The sequence below is a fragment of the Vibrio sp. R10-SG-ISO4 genome (assembly GCF_059834135.1).
The window spans coordinates 43,931-61,458 of the sequence record NZ_JCBDHJ010000017.1; the positions used below are offsets into that span (position 1 = coordinate 43,931).

General features: G+C 48.2%; 17 protein-coding genes and 1 pseudogene. 13 read left to right on the top strand and 5 right to left on the bottom strand.

The window, feature by feature from the left end; genetic code table 11:
• The first annotated feature begins 2 nt into the window (after positions 1-2).
• The 5 genes from phnR (at position 3) to yjjG (ending at position 5,158) form a co-directional block, all read left to right on the top strand.
• Positions 3-707 carry a phosphonate utilization transcriptional regulator PhnR gene (gene phnR, locus AC6R03_RS10910; RefSeq protein ID WP_500630744.1) on the top strand — a complete coding sequence of 235 codons (705 nt, stop codon included), beginning with the start codon at positions 3-5 and terminating at the stop codon, positions 705-707.
• Positions 708-773: 66 nt separating this feature from the next.
• The gene (locus AC6R03_RS10915; RefSeq protein WP_500630745.1) at positions 774-1,676 is read left to right on the top strand and encodes an EamA family transporter; all 903 of its coding nucleotides are present in this window, start codon (positions 774-776) and stop codon (positions 1,674-1,676) included.
• Between the two features lie 16 nt (positions 1,677-1,692).
• On the top strand, positions 1,693-2,391 hold the full coding sequence (locus tag AC6R03_RS10920) for an HAD family hydrolase (protein ID WP_500630746.1): 699 nt from the start codon (positions 1,693-1,695) through the stop codon (positions 2,389-2,391).
• 365 nt (positions 2,392-2,756) lie between these two features.
• Positions 2,757-4,325, top strand: a complete 1,569-nt coding sequence (locus AC6R03_RS10925) for an ABC-F family ATP-binding cassette domain-containing protein (RefSeq protein ID WP_500630747.1) — start codon at positions 2,757-2,759, stop codon at positions 4,323-4,325.
• Positions 4,326-4,483: 158 nt separating this feature from the next.
• On the top strand, positions 4,484-5,158 hold the full coding sequence (gene yjjG, locus AC6R03_RS10930) for a pyrimidine 5'-nucleotidase (RefSeq protein ID WP_500626688.1): 675 nt from the start codon (positions 4,484-4,486) through the stop codon (positions 5,156-5,158).
• Positions 5,159-5,191: 33 nt separating this feature from the next.
• Here the strand turns inward: yjjG and AC6R03_RS10935 are convergent, their stop codons facing one another.
• On the bottom strand, positions 5,192-6,559 hold the full coding sequence (locus AC6R03_RS10935) for an L-serine ammonia-lyase (RefSeq protein WP_500630748.1): 1,368 nt from the start codon (positions 6,557-6,559) through the stop codon (positions 5,192-5,194).
• 220 nt (positions 6,560-6,779) lie between these two features.
• On the opposite strand from AC6R03_RS10935, the gene AC6R03_RS10940 reads away from it, so the two are divergent.
• Both AC6R03_RS10940 and AC6R03_RS10945 read left to right on the top strand, forming a co-directional pair.
• Positions 6,780-7,652 (top strand): YdcF family protein, encoded by an 873-nt coding sequence (locus AC6R03_RS10940; RefSeq protein WP_500630749.1) that lies wholly within the window; start codon positions 6,780-6,782, stop codon positions 7,650-7,652.
• A 79-nt stretch (positions 7,653-7,731) separates the two neighbouring features.
• A pseudogene (locus AC6R03_RS10945) lies at positions 7,732-7,905 on the top strand (UTRA domain-containing protein); the annotation flags it as partial.
• Positions 7,906-7,950: 45 nt separating this feature from the next.
• Here the strand turns inward: AC6R03_RS10945 and AC6R03_RS10950 are convergent.
• The gene (locus tag AC6R03_RS10950; protein WP_500626685.1) at positions 7,951-8,208 is read right to left on the bottom strand and encodes a putative hemolysin; all 258 of its coding nucleotides are present in this window, start codon (positions 8,206-8,208) and stop codon (positions 7,951-7,953) included.
• 198 nt (positions 8,209-8,406) lie between these two features.
• On the opposite strand from AC6R03_RS10950, the gene AC6R03_RS10955 reads away from it, so the two are divergent.
• Positions 8,407-9,339, top strand: a complete 933-nt coding sequence (locus AC6R03_RS10955) for an exopolyphosphatase (RefSeq protein ID WP_334552046.1) — start codon at positions 8,407-8,409, stop codon at positions 9,337-9,339.
• Between the two features lie 148 nt (positions 9,340-9,487).
• Here AC6R03_RS10955 and AC6R03_RS10960 read toward each other — a convergent pair whose 3' ends face one another.
• Together AC6R03_RS10960 and AC6R03_RS10965 are read right to left on the bottom strand one after the other, a co-directional pair.
• Positions 9,488-10,504 (bottom strand): GGDEF domain-containing protein, encoded by a 1,017-nt coding sequence (locus AC6R03_RS10960; RefSeq protein WP_500630750.1) that lies wholly within the window; start codon positions 10,502-10,504, stop codon positions 9,488-9,490.
• A 200-nt stretch (positions 10,505-10,704) separates the two neighbouring features.
• A complete protein-coding gene (locus AC6R03_RS10965) occupies positions 10,705-11,640 on the bottom strand; it encodes a chemotaxis protein (RefSeq protein WP_500630751.1) in 936 nt (311 codons plus the stop codon).
• A 206-nt stretch (positions 11,641-11,846) separates the two neighbouring features.
• On the opposite strand from AC6R03_RS10965, the gene ppiC reads away from it, so the two are divergent.
• Together ppiC and AC6R03_RS10975 are read left to right on the top strand one after the other, a co-directional pair.
• Entirely contained in the window at positions 11,847-12,125 is a 279-nt protein-coding gene (ppiC, locus tag AC6R03_RS10970) for a peptidylprolyl isomerase PpiC (protein ID WP_334552043.1), read from the top strand.
• A 227-nt stretch (positions 12,126-12,352) separates the two neighbouring features.
• Entirely contained in the window at positions 12,353-13,036 is a 684-nt protein-coding gene (locus AC6R03_RS10975; protein ID WP_500630752.1) for a hypothetical protein, read from the top strand.
• Here AC6R03_RS10975 and AC6R03_RS10980 read toward each other — a convergent pair.
• A complete protein-coding gene (locus AC6R03_RS10980) occupies positions 13,029-13,973 on the bottom strand; it encodes a LysR family transcriptional regulator (protein WP_500629516.1) in 945 nt (314 codons plus the stop codon). The genes AC6R03_RS10975 and AC6R03_RS10980 overlap by 8 nt on opposite strands.
• A gap of 157 nt (positions 13,974-14,130) precedes the next feature.
• Here AC6R03_RS10980 and AC6R03_RS10985 point away from each other — a divergent pair, with 157 nt between their 5' ends.
• From AC6R03_RS10985 to AC6R03_RS10995, 3 genes are all read left to right on the top strand, one after another.
• A complete protein-coding gene (locus AC6R03_RS10985; protein ID WP_487902287.1) occupies positions 14,131-16,107 on the top strand; it encodes an alkyl sulfatase dimerization domain-containing protein in 1,977 nt (658 codons plus the stop codon).
• A 112-nt stretch (positions 16,108-16,219) separates the two neighbouring features.
• Complete coding sequence (locus AC6R03_RS10990; RefSeq protein ID WP_500630753.1) at positions 16,220-16,759, top strand: hypothetical protein; 540 nt, start codon at positions 16,220-16,222, stop codon at positions 16,757-16,759.
• A 64-nt stretch (positions 16,760-16,823) separates the two neighbouring features.
• The gene (locus AC6R03_RS10995) at positions 16,824-17,507 is read left to right on the top strand and encodes a glutathione S-transferase family protein (protein WP_500630754.1); all 684 of its coding nucleotides are present in this window, start codon (positions 16,824-16,826) and stop codon (positions 17,505-17,507) included.
• The last annotated feature ends 21 nt before the right edge of the window (positions 17,508-17,528 follow it).

Here is a 17,528-nt window from a genome sequence, read left to right on the forward strand (position 1 = left end):
TCGTGCAATACGTAAAAATTAAAGATTCGATTGTTGAACAGATTGAAGCGGGCATGCTATCGCCGCGTCAAAAACTGCCAGCAGAGCGTAAGTTGGCGGAGTCGTTCGATACTACACGCGTCACTCTGCGTGAAGCTTTATCACTGCTGGAAGCAGAAGGTCGAATCTATCGCGAAGATCGCCGAGGTTGGTTTATCTCACCCGAGCCATTGCGTTACGACCCAACCCAAACTCTGAACTTCGCGAACATGGCGAAAGCGCAAAATCGCGTGCCAAAAACGGAGTTGGTCGCAGCAAAAGGAACGTTGGCAAACAAACAAGCGGCACGCTTGCTGGACTTGCGACCTTTCACGGACGTGTATCGAGTCGACCGTGTGCGATACCTTGAAGATAGACCTGTAGTATTCGTAACAAACTATATTCGCCCAGAGCTGTTTCCGAATCTGCTGGACTATGATTTGTCAAACTCACTGACGGACATTTACCGCGAGCATTATGGCGTGACGTATCAAAAGATTCGCTACCGCATTTCAACCAGCACTTTGTTGGGTGAAATGGCTCAGGCACTGCGCGCGACAGCCGGTACGCCAGCGATGGTGGTGGAGCGCATCAACTATAACCAACACGGTGAGTTGATTGATTGCGATATCGAATATTGGCGACACGATGCCATTAGCATTGAATCTCTGGCGGAACTCCATCGTTAAGTGGATTTTCTCATTATCTAAGGCTCCATCTCGGGGCCTTTATTTTATTCAGACAGGAACATTGAAATGGATTTGTTGGCGATTGGTCTCGTCGTTTTTTCTGCTGTTCTCCATGCGGGTTGGAATATCCTTGGCAAAAGCAATTCAGGCTCTGGACTCGCGTTTACCATGGCGGCAAGCTTTTCTGCATGTTTCATTCTTACTCCTTATTTGATTTGGTATTTGGCGACCATTGGCTGGACATCATTACCGAGCGAGTTTTGGGGATTGCTGTTCATTAGCGGCATTTCACAAATGGTTTATCTGGTTGGTTTGATTGTCGCTTATAAGCACGCTGATGTGGGTGTGGTTTATCCGATTGCTCGGGCGCTGCCTGTGATGATGGTCGGCGCAATCAGTGTGGCATTGGGGCATGAGTTATCCAGTCAGCAGTGGTTTGGATTCTTGCTGATTACACTTGGTTGTATGCTGGTGCCACTGACGAATTTTCGTCAAATGACATTGGGCTCCTATTTGAACGTCGGTGTGTTCTGGGCATTAATTGCCGCAATAGGCACAACGGGTTACTCGGTGGTCGATAAAGAAGCGCTGAGTTTACTTACAGGACAAGCATCAGAGATCTTGAATGATCAGTACAGTGCGATCTTTTACTTAGGTGTGCAGTTTTGGGCAATTGGTATTCCTGCCCTTGTATGGTGCTTGGTTACAGGCAAGCCAGATGAGATTAAGACAGCGTGGCAGATCCGAAAAACAGCCAGCATGGCAGGGGTAATGATGGCATCCACCTACGGCTTGGTGTTGTTTGCGATGACCATGACAGACAACGTCAGTTTAGTGGTGGCACTGAGGCAAATCAGCATTGTGTTTGGACTGTTTATGGGGATCTATATCTTGGGAGAGAGGTGGTATCGAACTCGTTCTGTAGGAATCGTCCTAGTGATAACAGGTTTGATTCATGCTCTGAAATGACTAATTGGAGAAAGAAATGTCTAAACCTTTGTATGTATTTGATTTGGATGAAACTCTCATCAATGCCGACTGCTCTATGATTTGGAACGAGTTTTTAGTCGAGAAAGGTATTGTAACGGATCATAACTTTATTGACGAAGACAAGCGTTTAATGAATCTATATGCGAAAGGAGAGTTAGATATGCAGTGTTACTTAGATTTTTCTTTAGCACCGCTTACGGCTATTCCAAAAGCGCAAGTTAGTGATTGGGTTGAAGAGTGTGTACAACGCTATATTCTTCCCAAGCAGTTTACGCAATCTAAGGTACTAATTGAGAAACTAGTACGCGAACACGCAGAGTTGATCATTATTTCAGCTAGTGTCACTTTTCTAGTCGAAGTTATAGCGCGTTACTTAGGTATTAAAACTGCTCTGGGTATTGATTTGGTAGAGCAGCACGCTTGCTACAGTGCACAAATAAACGGCATAGCGACGTATCGCGAGGGTAAGGTCGCTCGACTAGAGCAGTGGGTGAAGGAAACGAAACAGTCTTTTTCGGAGATTCACTTTTTTACAGACTCCATAAATGACTTGCCATTGTGTGAGTATGCGGACTACACCTACCTTGTTAATCCATGCCCTAAACTAAGAACCATAGGGGTAGAGCGCAATTGGCCCATATTGTGTTGGGGGAGCCAATATGGGCGTAATACTTATGGTGTGGTTGCCAAATAATCGATGAGCGGCTGTAAGCATGCCGCTCATCGAATGGAGAAAAGCGAACCTACTACTCGCTTATTCTCAGTGGTGGCTCACGACTCTTCCAGTGGCTCATTCACAAGGCTTGACCCAACTTTGGTCATTGGGCTACTCTTCCCACATCACTTCTATCGGAGATTGCGCCGCGATGAACAACTAAACCTGCTTCCATATCACATCGGTTTTTTGGATTCACAGGGTTAGTCGGCGTAGCTCGCTATCAACTATTTGCTATTCGTGTCGTTTAGGATATCTAAACTCAAAGAACGAATTCGCTTATTGCACACATTCGGTTATCTATTGCTGCGGCGAAGGCCCCTGTTACAACAGGAGGCATTGTTATGCCATTTTTACAAGCAAGTTCAGTGAGTTACCAATTTGATAATGGTGAACAACTGTTTGATTCTTTAACTTTTTCTATGACCAAATCCCGCGTTGGTCTTGTCGGGCGTAATGGGGTCGGAAAATCCATGTTAGCCTCAATTTTGTTAGGTGAGGTAGCGCCTAGCTCTGGCCATGTGATGTCTCCGCAAAAGACAGCAATCTATCGCCAACACGCGGGCGGACTAGTGAGCGGGGAGCTTACCATTGCCCAATTTTTGGGTAAGCACGCCATTTTCGAGGCGCTTGAGCGGATTGAAAATGGCGAGTGCGGCACGCAGTGGTTTGAACAAGTCGGTGAGGAGTGGGACTTGCCGCAGCGCCTATCTGAGCAATTGGTTCTATTGGGCTTGCCACCTAAGCCACAGATGCTATGTGCTCAGCTTAGTGGTGGTCAATTGGCTCGTCTTCAGCTTTGGCAACGGTTTGAATCACAGGCGGAATTATTGATCCTCGATGAGCCCTCTAATCACCTCGATATCAAGGCGAAGCGATGGCTAATTGCGCAAATCAGGCAGTATTCAGGGGCGGTGTTAGTCATCAGTCATGACCGTTCGTTATTGCGGGAGATGGATGAAATATGGGCGCTATCGAGCCTAGGGATGAATATCTATGGTGGTAATTACGATCACTATGCCGAGCAGCAACGCGTTGAAAAAAATGCGGTTGAGCGGCAATTATCCCATCTCAAAAAGCAGCAAAAACAGCTCAAGGAGGAGGCGCAACGTAACCGGGAGAAAGCGGAGCAAAGAGCCGCACAAGGCAACCAGCTTCGCCGCGGTGGCAGTCAGCCTAAGATTTTGCTCGATGGTAAAAAGGACAAAGCGACGGCTCGTGCCTCAAACCGTAATAAAAATGAGCAGCAGCGACAAACCTATCTCGATGAGACGCAGCAAGCGCTAACTTCAAGGTATGAGGAGAACCGAGCGCAGACATTTTATCTCACCGAGAGAAAGGTTCGCGATAAATCGGTCGTGATGATGGAAAATGCCGTCTTAGCGTATGGTCGCTCAGAGCCGATGACGCTGCGCTTAACCGCTAACGATAAGGTACGGCTAGTTGGCGACAATGGCAGCGGCAAATCAACCTTGCTCAAAACCCTACTCGGTGAGTACGCACTGCGTGACGGGCAGCTTAGAATCAATACTGAGTTCTATTATCTAGACCAGCACTTTGCGGCGTTAAAAGGCGATCGCTCTATGCTTGATAACCTGTTAACACAGTGCCAGGGTATGACGGAAATGAAGGCTCGCACTCTGTTGGCTGGTGTAGGTTTTCGGCGTGACACTGTCTTTCGGTTGGCGGATGTATTAAGCGGCGGCGAGAAAATGAAACTGGCGATGTTAATTGTCAGTCACCAACTCAATCAGCCCTTTCTTCTGCTTGATGAACCTGACAACCATCTTGATCTCGACTCGAAACAAGATTTATCGCGTGCACTCAATGAGTATCCCGGGGGATTTTTATTGGTGACTCACGATGACGAATTTGCTTCGGACGCAGGGGTTGAATGGCAGATTGGTGAGTAGCGCGCCAAGTCAGAGAGCTGCTCATTGTTATACAAGGATAGGTCGAGTGTTCACCACACTGAAGGGCGGGGTATTGAGCTAAGTCATAGAAGTCAATTTAGCTGCTGCATTTATGCCAAAACAATCTACACTAGCGGCCAACGAGAGAGGAGAGAAGAATGAAATACGATTGGATCTTGTTTGATGCCGATGACACCCTGTTCCACTTTGATGCCTTCAAAGGCATGCAGTTGATGTTTTCGCGTAAGGGTGTGGTGTTTACCGAGCAGGATTATGACCATTACCAAGCCATCAATAAGCCGCTTTGGGTCAAGTACCAAGAGGGGCAAATTAACGCTGATGAGCTGAAACACACACGATTTGTTGAGTGGGCGCAAAAACTGAACACCACTACCGCAGAGCTTAACCGTGCGTTTCTTGAAGCGATGGCAGATATCTGCACATTACTTCCCGGCGCAAAAGAGCTGATGGAAGCGCTGAATGGGCGCGCAAAGCTTGGCATCATCACCAACGGTTTTACCGAGTTGCAAGCGATTCGACTTGAGCGCACTGGCATGAGTGAATACTTTGAACACGTGATCATCTCGGAAGAAGTCGGTGTAGCCAAACCTGATCTGGCGATCTTTGCGCACGCCCATGAAAAAATGGCGCAGCCGTGTAAAAGTAAAGTCCTTATGGTGGGCGATAACCCCCATTCAGACATTTTGGGCGGAATCAATTTTGGTATTGAGACTTGCTGGCTCAACACACATCGCTTGCCAAACGTAGAAGGCATTACGCCAAACTATACCGTAGAGTCTCTGTTTGATCTCAAAGCGATATTGTTGGCGTAATAGGGTATTCAGAGTGGAGACTTAGCCTTAGGGCTATTCACACGGCGCCATGTGAATCACAGCCAAACCACCGAGTGAGGTTTCGCGATATTTACGATTCATATCCTTGCCGGTTTGATACATGGTTGCGATCACCTTATCCAGAGAAATCAGGCATTTGCTGGTTCGCTTGAGCGCCATTCTGGAGGCGTTAATGGCCTTCATTGCGCCCATAGCGTTGCGCTCGATACAAGGGACTTGCACCAAACCGCCAATCGGGTCGCAGGTCATACCCAAGGAGTGTTCCATCGCTATTTCGGCCGCAATGCAAATCTGTTCATTACTGCCTCCTCGAAGTGCGGTCAAGCCCGCTGCCGCCATGGACGACGATACGCCGACTTCACCTTGGCAGCCCACTTCTGCACCTGAAATGGACGCATTGGTTTTATACAAAATGCCGATAGCGCCGGACACGGCCAAGAAGTCTTTGATCTGTTTGAGGTTTAGTTCCTTGATAAAGCGGTGGTAGTACATGAGTACGGCGGGAATGACGCCTGCAGCGCCGTTGGTCGGCGATGTCACTACTTGGCCACCGGCGGCGTTTTCTTCACTGACAGCAAAGGCAAACAAGTTGATCCAATCCATGATTTCCATTGGGTCATTTTCAACGGCGGCGTTGGCTTCCAGCTTTTTAAGCAAGTTTGGCGCGCGTCGCGTTACGTTCAGGCCACCTTCAAGGATGCCTTCGGTATCAAAGCCTCGTTGCATGCACAGCGTCATCACTTTCCAAATTTGCTCGGCTTTTTCGTCAATCTCTTGCCCAGAGAAGAAGCACAATTCATTTTGCAGTACCATTCCACCAAGGCTCAATCCATGTTGCTCCGCCATCTGGATCATTTGATCGGCGCTCTTAAAAGGAAACGGCACGGTAACGGGGGTTATTTTGCTGCCGTTGGTCAGTTCATCTTCCGTTGCGATAAAGCCGCCGCCTATCGAGTAGTAGGTCTCTTTAAGCAGTATGGCGCCCGTTTCATCGAAAGCAGAGATGGTCATGCCATTTTCATGCAAAGGCAGGCTGTCATCGTGGAACAGAATATCCCCTTGGTAATGAAACGCGATGGTTTGGCGACCCGCAAGTAATAGCTGTTGCTCGTCCATCGCTTGTTGCAATAAGGCTTTGGCGCTGGTCATTTTTATGGTGTCGGGGCGGTTACCCAGTAAGCCGAGAATGACGGCCTTATCCGTGTGGTGGCCTTTGCCCGTCAATGAGAGTGAGCCATATAAGTCCACTTGCACCCGAGAGGTGTGGTTGAGCTGCTCGTCTAACGCTTGGGTAAATTGATACCCCGCGAGCATAGGTCCGTTGGTGTGTGAGCTCGATGGGCCCACGCCGATTTTAAATATGTCGAAAATTGACAGCATGTTCATCACTTCCTATTGACCTGTGGTTTCAGGCTCTCTTATTGTTGTACTCGTTGTGCCACGTTCTCCAGCGGTGCGCCGTGAGTAAGCTGTACGAGTATCACTGATCTTTACTTATTCTAGCTACTTTTAGAATAGTCTGCTTTACGCTACGTAATGAGCGAAACTTTGTACAGAGATTATTAATATCTAGAATAAAAAGTTGAGAAGTTAACGATTGATGAATATATCTCATGCCGTCATTGTGTTGGGAAAACGCTTGGTCAACAATCAGTTGACGCTCGAAGGGCAATCAAGAATCGATGCGTTGATCCATCAGGTAGAACGATTGAACCTTGCGCAGAGTGTCGTGGTGCTCTGTGGCGGTCGAACGTCAGGGCAAACGGTCTCAGAGGCGAGCGCGATGTGCGAGGCACTCGAGCAGCGTGCGCCCGATTCGTTTTGGGCCAGCCTGCCTAAAGATCGGCTCTTGGTTGAGGATACATCCACCAATACCATCGAAAATGTTGCCAATGCCGCGAACACCTTGGTGAAAAGTGGATTAGTAGGGGGAAGTACTCCTCTCAACATTTTATTTGTCTCCACCGATTATCACCTCAAGCGTATTTTTGAGATTGAACACTGGCTCCCTGAGCAGGGTTTGCTGGGCATGATGACGCGAGAGTGTGCTCGGCAAGGACTAAGCATCACTATTTGCCCGCAAGCGGACGCTCATGTCTTGGCACCTTACCCATACCCTACACAAGGGATCGGTTTTTTGCTCTGTGATGCGTTGACGACCTACCGTGTTTACTTAGAAGGGGTAGTGGCAGGCAAGATTGATTTTCATCCATCTCCAAGGCGCCAATATTGTGAGCATCAGGCGCATCAAGTGCTCGAACAGCTCCAATCGTTGACGCAAGACAGAGTTGGGGCTGCGCTGTTATCTCAGTTAGAGGAGGCGCTGCGCTTCACGAGAGAGGCGATCTCTATTTTACAGCTTAATGGTGCGTTAAATTGCTTTGATCAGTCCCTTAAAGCGCTCAATCGCCATTGGGATCCAGAACAATCACATGACTTTAGCGAGCTTTCTTTCCCGGGCAAGGGCGCTTAAACTGACAGCGAGACGAAGAGGGAGAGAGAGTGCAGTACGCAACCATTAAGCAGGCGATTGACCAGCAGGTAGAGAAAGCTACGCCATTCGTATGAGCGCTCTGCATGGTGAGATCGCTCAAGCCCTACGCGCAACGGTTGGTACGTCCGCGTTGGTGTTAGAGAAGGTTTATCTGAATAGTGCAGGAGAGCCGGTTTTCACTGATATTGAGTATTGGCGTCATGATGCGATTGAGTCTAGCTTGCCCTATTAAAATAAAAAGAGCGCCTAATCTAGCGCTCTTCTCCTAAGGAGGCGTTTACTGGCTTTGCTGTTGCTGACTCTCTCGATAGTATTCCCATTGCTCTTGTCGACTGCCATCTGGCAACACACAGTAGGTAACGCGTTTGTCGTTTTCGCTCACGGTATCTAGTTCACCTTGCTGCTGAACACAGTAGACAGCGGCTGGATTTGCGATGGATGTGTACTCTTTCACTTCATATTCGTCGGGTTCATTGGCGCAACCGGTGAGCACAGCGGCGCCAAGCAATGTCAAAAGCAAAGCGGCATTTCTCATGTAATATCTCCAAATTTCAATTAGATGCATATCGAGTATAGAAGATTACCTAAAGAAACGTGTCTTAACTTTGCCAAAAGGATGCTTTACTCCAAATTTTATTGAGTTAACGGTTTTCAACCTTGCTCTGTTGGTACTAAAGTTTAAGAAGCAGCAGGGAAGGTCCTCCCATTTAGACAGTAGGCAAAGGAAACCAAGATGTCCGAACAAACATATCGACTTGTTACTCGCAGTGATTTTGATGGTCTAGTATGCGCGGTGTTATTGAAGCAGCTTAATTTGATTGATGATATCAAGTTCGTACACCCTAAAGACATGCAAGATGGTCTTGTTGACATAACTCCAAACGATATTGTGACGAACTTGCCCTATGTGGCAGACGCTCATTTGATTTTTGACCACCACTTGTCCGAGACGATTCGCAACGCGGGCGAGCGCCCCAATCACATTATTGACCCTAATGCGCCTTCTGCCGCGCGTGTGGTTTGGGATTACTACGGTGGGGAGGCGGTCTTCCCATCACACTGGACAGATATGATGGAAGCGGTCGATAAGGGTGATTCCGCTCAATTCAATCGAGATGAGGTGTTAGATTCGACCGGATGGAACTTGCTCAACTTCCTCATGGATGCCCGCACGGGCTTAGGTCGTTTCCGCGAGTTTCGTATTTCCAATTACAACCTGATGATGGATCTTATCGAATACTGTAAAAATCACACTATCGAAGACATTCTGGCACTGCCAGATGTCAAAGAGCGTATTGATTTGTATCGCGAGCACGAAGCCCTGTTCAAAGAGCAGATCATGCGCTGCGCCACGGTGTACGACAACTTGGTGCTGCTTGACCTCACCAATGAAGAGACCATCTATGCGGGCAACCGCTTTATGATTTATGCGCTATTCCCACAATGCAACATCTCGATTCACAAGATGTGGGGATTCAAAAAACAAAACACCGTCTTCGCGACGGGAAAATCCATTTTTGATCGCAGCTCTAAAACCAACGTTGGTGAGTTGATGCTGAAGTACGGCGGTGGTGGTCATAAAGCGGCCGGGACTTGCCAAATCGATAACGACAAAGCCGACCAAGTCGAACAAGCACTGATCGCGGCGATCACCGCAGACGGTTAGGCTAAAACGTTGATCACAATAGATAATTGATACAAGCCCCGCTCAGTTGAGCGGGGCTTGTCATTAGGCGTGCGTGTTATCGAGAATCCGTTGCCAAAAAGATGAACAGTGTTCAGGACAAGGTGCACACTTGCTCGTCATCCAGCGCTTAAAGCGGCATCACACGGTTGCGTCCGAGCTGTTTGGCTTCGTAGAGTAGCCCATCGGCTCGGCCAATTAGCGATTCAGCACTTTCACCCACTTCAAACTCTGCAACGCCGAGTGACATGGTAATGTTGCCCACCGGTTTGTTAGAGCGCTTGTCACGGATAGAGAGCTTTTCTACCGCGCGGCGTAAGCTATCGGCGAACTGTCTGGCGATCCTCAGTGACTTATTGGGGACAATCAGGGCAAATTCTTCGCCGCCAAAGCGATAGGCATGGATTCCTTCGCGGCAGCTTAATTGGATGCGCTTTGCGATGCCTTTGATGACCGTGTCACCAAACAAGTGGCCGTAGGTGTCGTTATAGCCTTTAAAATGGTCAATATCGGCCAGAATGAGACACATACTCTGCTCGGAGCGAATAAGGGTACGAAGGTCATTGTCAAAAGCACGGCGATTGTAGAGGCTCGTGAGCGAGTCAAACAGCGCGTCTTGCTGCACTTCGGCCAGTTGCGCTTTGAGCAAATTAATTTCAGCGGTCGCTGTCTCAAGTTGGCTGTTTAAAAAACGGGTTGAATGACGAATTTCATGGGAGTCCGACACCAATTGGCGCACCACTTTCATCACTTCGTCGATGGTCATCGAGTTACCATCGACGCGCTCTAAGCTCTCAAAGCTTTTATCTATCATCTGCGAGAATTGAGAGGTATCGGTGAGCGTATCGCTGACTGAGCTCGCTACCTCATTGACCAATATTTCGATATTGGCTCGCAGGTTGCTCATATCGGTTTCGACTTGGCTTGCCACATGGGTTTTGTAGAGTTGCTCGCAGGTAGCGGGTGGGCAGATGCCATAGTTTTCTAGCACGGCATCGAGTTCACGATTCAATCTGGGAATCGCATTATCTACATAAGTGTACCAAAGCGCATAGTTTGAGGGTGTGGCCGCAACATGATGTTTCATCATCAGGGGCACCGCTTTTTTCAAATTCGCCGTCGACTTTTTGAAATCTTCGTCTGTCATCGTTGTTGTATAGTTTTAACCGTAACAGGAGTCTTAAAATAAGATTAGTGGATATTGATGAATGATGCCTAAATTTATTAAAATTAACGAGTTTTTATTTAGGCCATTCATGCAAATGCGTGATGTATATCGTGTAAAAATATCAGCCGAATTGAGCGCTTGGTGTTTAAATCATCACTTTGCCTAGATGCCGGCCGCGCCTAAATGCTAACCGCATCGGCGTTGCGCACGTTTCCTTCTTCCAGTTTGGCCGCCCCGCGCAGCATCGCCTTAATCAGGTCTGCGGCATTGAACTTCTCTAACGCTTCATGGGCGCCGACTTGATGCGCTCTGTCGACACAAATTTCACTCGATAAAGAGGTATGTAAAATGATATACACTCGGCTAAGCTGCTGTTCGCTTTGAGTTTCAAACGCCAGTTCGTAGCCATCCAGGCCCGGCATTTCAATGTCGCTCACCAAGAGTTCAATCGGTTTGCCGCGCGCGGCCTCTTCACGCATCAACTGCAATGCATCGAGTCCATTGTTACAAATCTTGTAAGGGATATTTATGCTGTCGAGCGCATCCCCCAGTTGCTTACGTGCAATGGAAGAGTCATCCACCAACAAAATATTGAGCGCTTTTAGGCGCTCGCGCTCAATGTCTGTGAGCATTGGAATTTTGGTTGATTCGTACTGCGGGTAAATCTTGGCGAGCAGCAGCTCAACATCCAACATCTGCACAATTTTGTCTTGATAGCGTGTGATCCCCGTGACGAACACATTGTTGCCGGCACTTTTGGGTGCCGATTCGATCGCTTTCCAGTCACATTCGATAATTTTTTCAATCGAGCGCACCATAAACGCCACGACAGTACGCAGACAATCGGTCACGATCAGGTAGCAATCGTTGTATTCCTCCGGCTGAATAGGACGAAAGCCAATCGCGGCCGGCATATTAATCACAGGTATGGTCTTGTCGCGAATGGTCACAGTGCCAATCACATGATGATGCGAGTAGGGTATTTGAGTGGTTGGCTGAAAAGGTACGATTTCGCGTACTTTCAGTGTGCCGATCGCAAACAGTTGTTTGTTGCTGGTCAACGTGAACATCAACATGCCTTGTGACTGATTTGCTTTACTCGGAGTTTTCGCCATTTACTTCATACTCTCGTTGGGTCTCTATCTATATTAAAGGGTAATGGATCTTGAGGTAGGTTCAATGATATCGGGCAAATTTAGTCTTACTTGAATGGCATTCGCAGCATTAATGACACTCAAGCTTCAAACATGGGGTGAAGATCTCACTTTGTTTGGTTACAATCACGCTCCGTTGAAATCTACCTAACATTGAGGTTTGTACTATGGCCAACACTGCCGCCGCACTCCATATTCTGGTTAAGCACAAAGAGCAAGCCGAAGACATCATTAAACAGTTGAAAAAAGGCGCGAAATTCCAGACTCTGGCAAAGAAATACTCCACCTGTCCATCTGGCAAACGCGGCGGTGATCTCGGTGAATTCCGCCGCGGTCAGATGGTGCCTCAGTTTGACAAAGTCTGTTTTCAGGGTGAGACACTGGTCCCGCACCTAGTGAAAACCAAGTTTGGTTGGCATGTGGTAAAGGTTCTATACCGCACCTAATACTTTATTAATCGCTATTTTCATACCACCGCTGTCCGTAAGCTGAGATCTTTCGAGCGCTTTGTAAACAAGTTGATTGACCGGGGTAGGAATATCGGTTATTCCCATTAACGCTCAGATGAGAATTAGACTAAATGGTCTAAATTTCTAAATATTGTAATGAGTGTTGGCATGAAACGGACTTTGAGTTGCTCATTATCAGTTCTAGCAACTTACATGAGATGTTTATGCGCAAGTTTTCGTTTTTATTCGCTTCTGTTCTTCTTTCGACCGGGCTTTCTGCTCAAGAGAAGCACCATGAAGATCCAACCAAAATTGTCACCAAAGCTGGTTTTGCCTACAGTGAAGGGCTGAAGTTCTCTGGTTCGATTGGCCTTGATGATGCGCGCATGATCAATGGGCGTATCAACGCGGATGGCGATGAGTGGCGCGTCGGGGGCTCTTGGTTGTTGCCGATGGGTATTCTCAACTTCAACTTTAGCCGTACCGAATTTGATGATGAGGCGTACAAAAACAACTACAGTATCGGCACGTTTGTTCCTTTGAGCTATTTTGATATCGAACCAATGGGCTGGCAGATATTCCCAATGGCGGGTTATAGCTACAACGACGGTGAATTTGCCGTGCGTGATGAGAGCGACATTGAGAACGACTACGTCTTAATGCCAGCTTCGAGCCATGGTGGCTACATCGGTGCGTTTGCCCTCAAGCCGTTGACTCAGAAATGGTCGATGATGACGTTTGGCGGTGCATCACGCGGTTCGGACAGTTACTCGGGCTATTGGGGCGGTGCAGGTGCGAGCTACAAAATTTCTGAGGCGCAGTCGTTCAACTTCTTCGGCATCATCGCAGACGATGATTTTGGTAAAACCAACAAACTCGGCGCGTCGTACACTTACGAGTTTAAATAACGCCCGAGCCCATATTCGGGTTAATCAGCTGCTTGGTGTTGTCTAAGCTTTGCATTACTTGTTGGCGAAACCATTGATGCGCCGGGTCTTTACTGTGCTTCTTATTCCATATCAGATAGTTCGACATCTGAGTGTGGGAGAAGGGCGGGTTGATCACTTGCAGTTGCAAACGCGCTTTAAACTGCAAAGCGACCGACAGCGGGACGATGGTGATGATGTCTGACTGGCTGCACAGCATCATATTGTTAAACAACGAACGACCGTGATAGACCACCTTACGTCGAGAAATGTCTATGTTGGTGTAGTGGCCTAAGCTGTAGGTTTGATTACGCGTGCGCTCTAAGACGGCATGGCTCTCTCCAAAATATTGCTCTTGAGTCATGCTGCCTTGAATTCGCGGATGCTGCTCGCGGCAAACAATCACAAAGCGCCCATCGAAAAGGTGGGCGCTTTCAATACTGGGTGACTCAGAAACTAAGATGTCGATCATCGCATCAAACTTTTGCGTCACTAACCCTTCATAACTCTTATCGTCATTATCCGGTTGATCGTAGATCTCAAGGGTCACTTGTGTGTCGCTCAACTTAGAGAAACCATCAAGCAAAACCCACTGCAAGTGCTCTGGCGCGGCCAAGACAAATTTACGCTGTGAGGTGCGTGGATTAAACTGTTCGAGCGCATTAAACACCCCACCGAGTTGCTGGATGGGGTCTCGTACTTGTTCGTAGAGGCTTAACGCATAAGTGGTCGGTACCACCCCTCGACCTTGACGGATAAACAGCTCTTGCCCGAGTTCTTGTTTAAGCCTTGCAATCGCCGTACTGATGGTGGATTGGTTGGTGCTTAAATGATCCGCTGCTCGGCTCAGTGAGCCATGCTCTATCACGGTGGCGAATACAGCCAGCAGGTTGAAATTAGGGATGTCGTTGTTTTTCATGAGCTTACTTACCTATCGTATCCGCCGATTCTACTTTTAATTATATATCGTAATTTCGATGGATTGAAATCGTATTGCTCTGTGTTTGCGATGGGTATCAAGTCATACAATCACTGCGAAAGATTAAATGTTTCCTGACAAAATTAAGGTCGTGAAAATGGCAATGACATTGAAAAAACTCGCGCTCCCACTGGCTATCGCAAGTGCGCTCTTCGCAACGGGCTGTGCGACGGAATCTAACACGCCAACCGTTGAAGCAACGTCAACGGTTGGTAGTGAGCTTCGCACTTCTCAAGCGGCTCAATACCAAAATATTGACTTACTGGCTCGCTACAGCAGCGATGTACTTTTTGAACACGAGTCGAACATGTTCTGGGGGCCAGGTGAGCGTATTCAAGTGTTGTCAAAAACGGGTGAATCTTTGGCGTTTACCCAGGAGTCTGACCATGTTCACCCAAGCCTCACCAAGCACGGCCTGAAAATGGACCAAGCCATTATCCAAGTGGATCACAACATCTACCTAGGTTACGGCTTTGGTCTTGATACACCAGTGATGATTGAAGGTGATGACGGCATCATCGTGATCGATCCAGGCGAATCGGTACAAATGGCACAATCAGTGAAAGAGCAATTTGAAGCTATCACAGATAAGCCAGTGAAAGCGATCATCTACACACACAACCACATTGACCATATTGCCGGCGTTCGCGCTTGGGTAACCGACGAGCAAGTGGCGTCTGGTGAAGTAAAAATCATCGCACAAGAAACCCTGACTGCGGCAGTGGCAAACTGGTCATCAAACCTAGGTCCACTGTTTGGTCACCGCACATCTTACACTGGCGCAAAACACGTTCCTGAAGGTGAGTTCGGTACTGTTAATGACGGCCTAGGTCCACGCTTTATGCAAGGCGACATCTCATTCATCGAGCCAAACCTTGAGTTTAAAGATCGTCTAGACATCACGATTGCGGGCGTCAAGCTTGAAATCGTTCACGTACCATCTGAAACGGCGGATGAGCTGGTCGTTTACCTACCAGAGCAAAAAGTACTGCACGCAGCAGAAGTATTGCAAGGTGAAAACTTCCCTAACCTGCATACGATTCGTGGTACCAAATTCCGTGACCCATCGGTATGGTTCAAAGGCATCGACATCATGCGTCAGTTCGACACTGAAGTCATGATTAACTCTCACGGTCGTCCTGTGGAAGGCAAAGAAGCGGTATCGAATGTCTTGACGGCTTACCGCGATGCGATTCAATACGTGCACGACCAAACCATCCGCAACATGAACAAAGGCCTAACACCTGATGAGCTTGTTGAAGCAGTGAAATTGCCAGCACACTTGGCTGGACACCCTTGGCTTGGTGAGCACTACGGTACCGTTGCACACTCAGTTCGTCAGATTTACGTGGGTTACAACGGCTTCTTCGAAGGTGACCCATGGCAGCTAGAGCCAATGGCGTACGAGCAACGCGCGAAAGCGTTTGTTGAAATCATGGGTGGCCGAGACAACATCATGCACACAGCGCAAGCGGCTATCGATGCAGGTAACCACACCTTCGCAGCAGAAATTTTGTCTTACCCAATCACCGTCAACAAAGACGACATGGGTGCGCGTGAACTAAAAGCGACCGCTTACAAAGCGTGGGCTGCTGAGCAGGTCAACATCAACTGGCGTAACTGGGCGCTAAACGCGGCGGCTGAACTTGAGGGTACACGCGACTTCTCTAATATGATCAGCTTTGCATCCGTTGACGTATTGACGGCGCTACCAAGCAAGCAAATCTTTGACATGATGACGGCGACACTGATTGCGGAAAACACGCTTGATGTGAACATGGCGATGACGTACCGCTTTAGCGATACCAACGAAGCGTTCACCATCGAAATCCGCAACGGTATTGCTCAGTTGCACACTACAGCGCTTGATAACGCGGACGTTCAGATTGATACCACTCGTGCTGTATTGAATGAGATTCTTCTTGCGGGACCAAATGCACAACAAGCGATTGGTAAAAATCTGCAAGCTGGTAAATTTGCCTTCGCAGCGGGTGATATTCAAGGCTTTGGTCAGTTCATGAGCTACTTTGATAAGCCAACAGCGCCGCAAGACTTGATGCTGATTGTTCGCTAAGTCGTACATAACGTAGAGTTCATTCATCACTCTACTCAAGGACATCATTGACGACAAAGGGACCTTCACGGTCCCTTTTTGTTAATAGAGTAATGGTTTAATGAGGAATCTTATGCGTACCAAGACGTTCACGCTTTACTGCACCACGCTCGCAAAACGCGGTTTTAGTCTGGTGTTATTGATGCTGTCACCGACGCTACTGGCGTGCGGTTTGCACCAAGCGGCGGGGTTTAACTTTGTCTCAGAGCCAGGCTCGCTTGGAGTGTTTGATAAGGTGATCACCGCACGCCAATCCAACCAGTTCGCCAATCAAGCGAAACCGGAGCAGTTTTACCTGTTTGCGTTTACTCAAGCGTTATCGAAATCGGCGGACACACCAATCCCATTCTCCCTCTTTGAAGCGGTCAAAGGCCACTACAGTGAGGTCGTGTTGGGCGAAAAAGTGTCCATGAAAGGCCGTGATACGCTACCAAGCGAAGATGACCTTTTGTTGGTGACCGAGCTGGATGTGCTGGATGCGTTAGCAACAGGCGTGATCGATTGGCCGCAAGCCAAATCCCAGGGTTGGGTCGTCATCAATGGACAGCCGGCAGAGGTGAAGCAGTTAGATGATTGGTTTACTGCTGTCTTTAAGGGTCAAAAAACAAATTGATGGATTAAGTTGAACGATCGTTCTTGTTGTGCTTGAATAAGTGTTCAAACAAGGAGAGCGAGTCATGCTGACATTCTATTTTCACCACACGCCAAACCCGATGAAGGTGGCGCTATTTCTGCAAGAGGCGGGGCTAGATTTTGAACTGGCGTCCGTTGATACCCTCAAAGGCGAACAACACACTCCAGAGTTTCGTCTCATTAACCCCAATGGCAAGACCCCAGCGTTGCAAGACGATGGCCAACGTGTGTTTGATTCCAACGCGATTTTGCTCTATCTGTCGGAGAAAACCGGTCAATTTGGCGGTGAAGCGAACGATCGCGCGGAACTGCTCTCTTGGCTGATGTTTATCGCCTCTGGTCTTGGTCCGTTCTCGGGTCAGTCGGTGCACTTTAAACGCGCCGCACCAGCAGGCAACGACTACGCGGCAAACCGTTATCACCGCGAAGCGCAGCGTCATTATCAAGTATTGGATTCACATCTTGAGGGGCGTGAGTTCATTGTCGGCGATAGCTACACCATCGTTGATATGGCGGCGTGGGGTTGGATTGATAAAGCGCCGATTGTGTTAGGTGACGACGCTGCCTTAGACTCATACCCGAATCTGAAGCGCTGGTTCAACGCGATCAATGCCAGACCGGCGGTAGAGAAGGCACGCGCGATAGCAAAAACGTGTGAGTTTAAAACTGAGGTGGACGATGTGGCGCGCCGAGCGCTATTTCCGTCTAACTTTCCTAAAGAGGATTAATTCGTTTTAGGCGCGTAATGA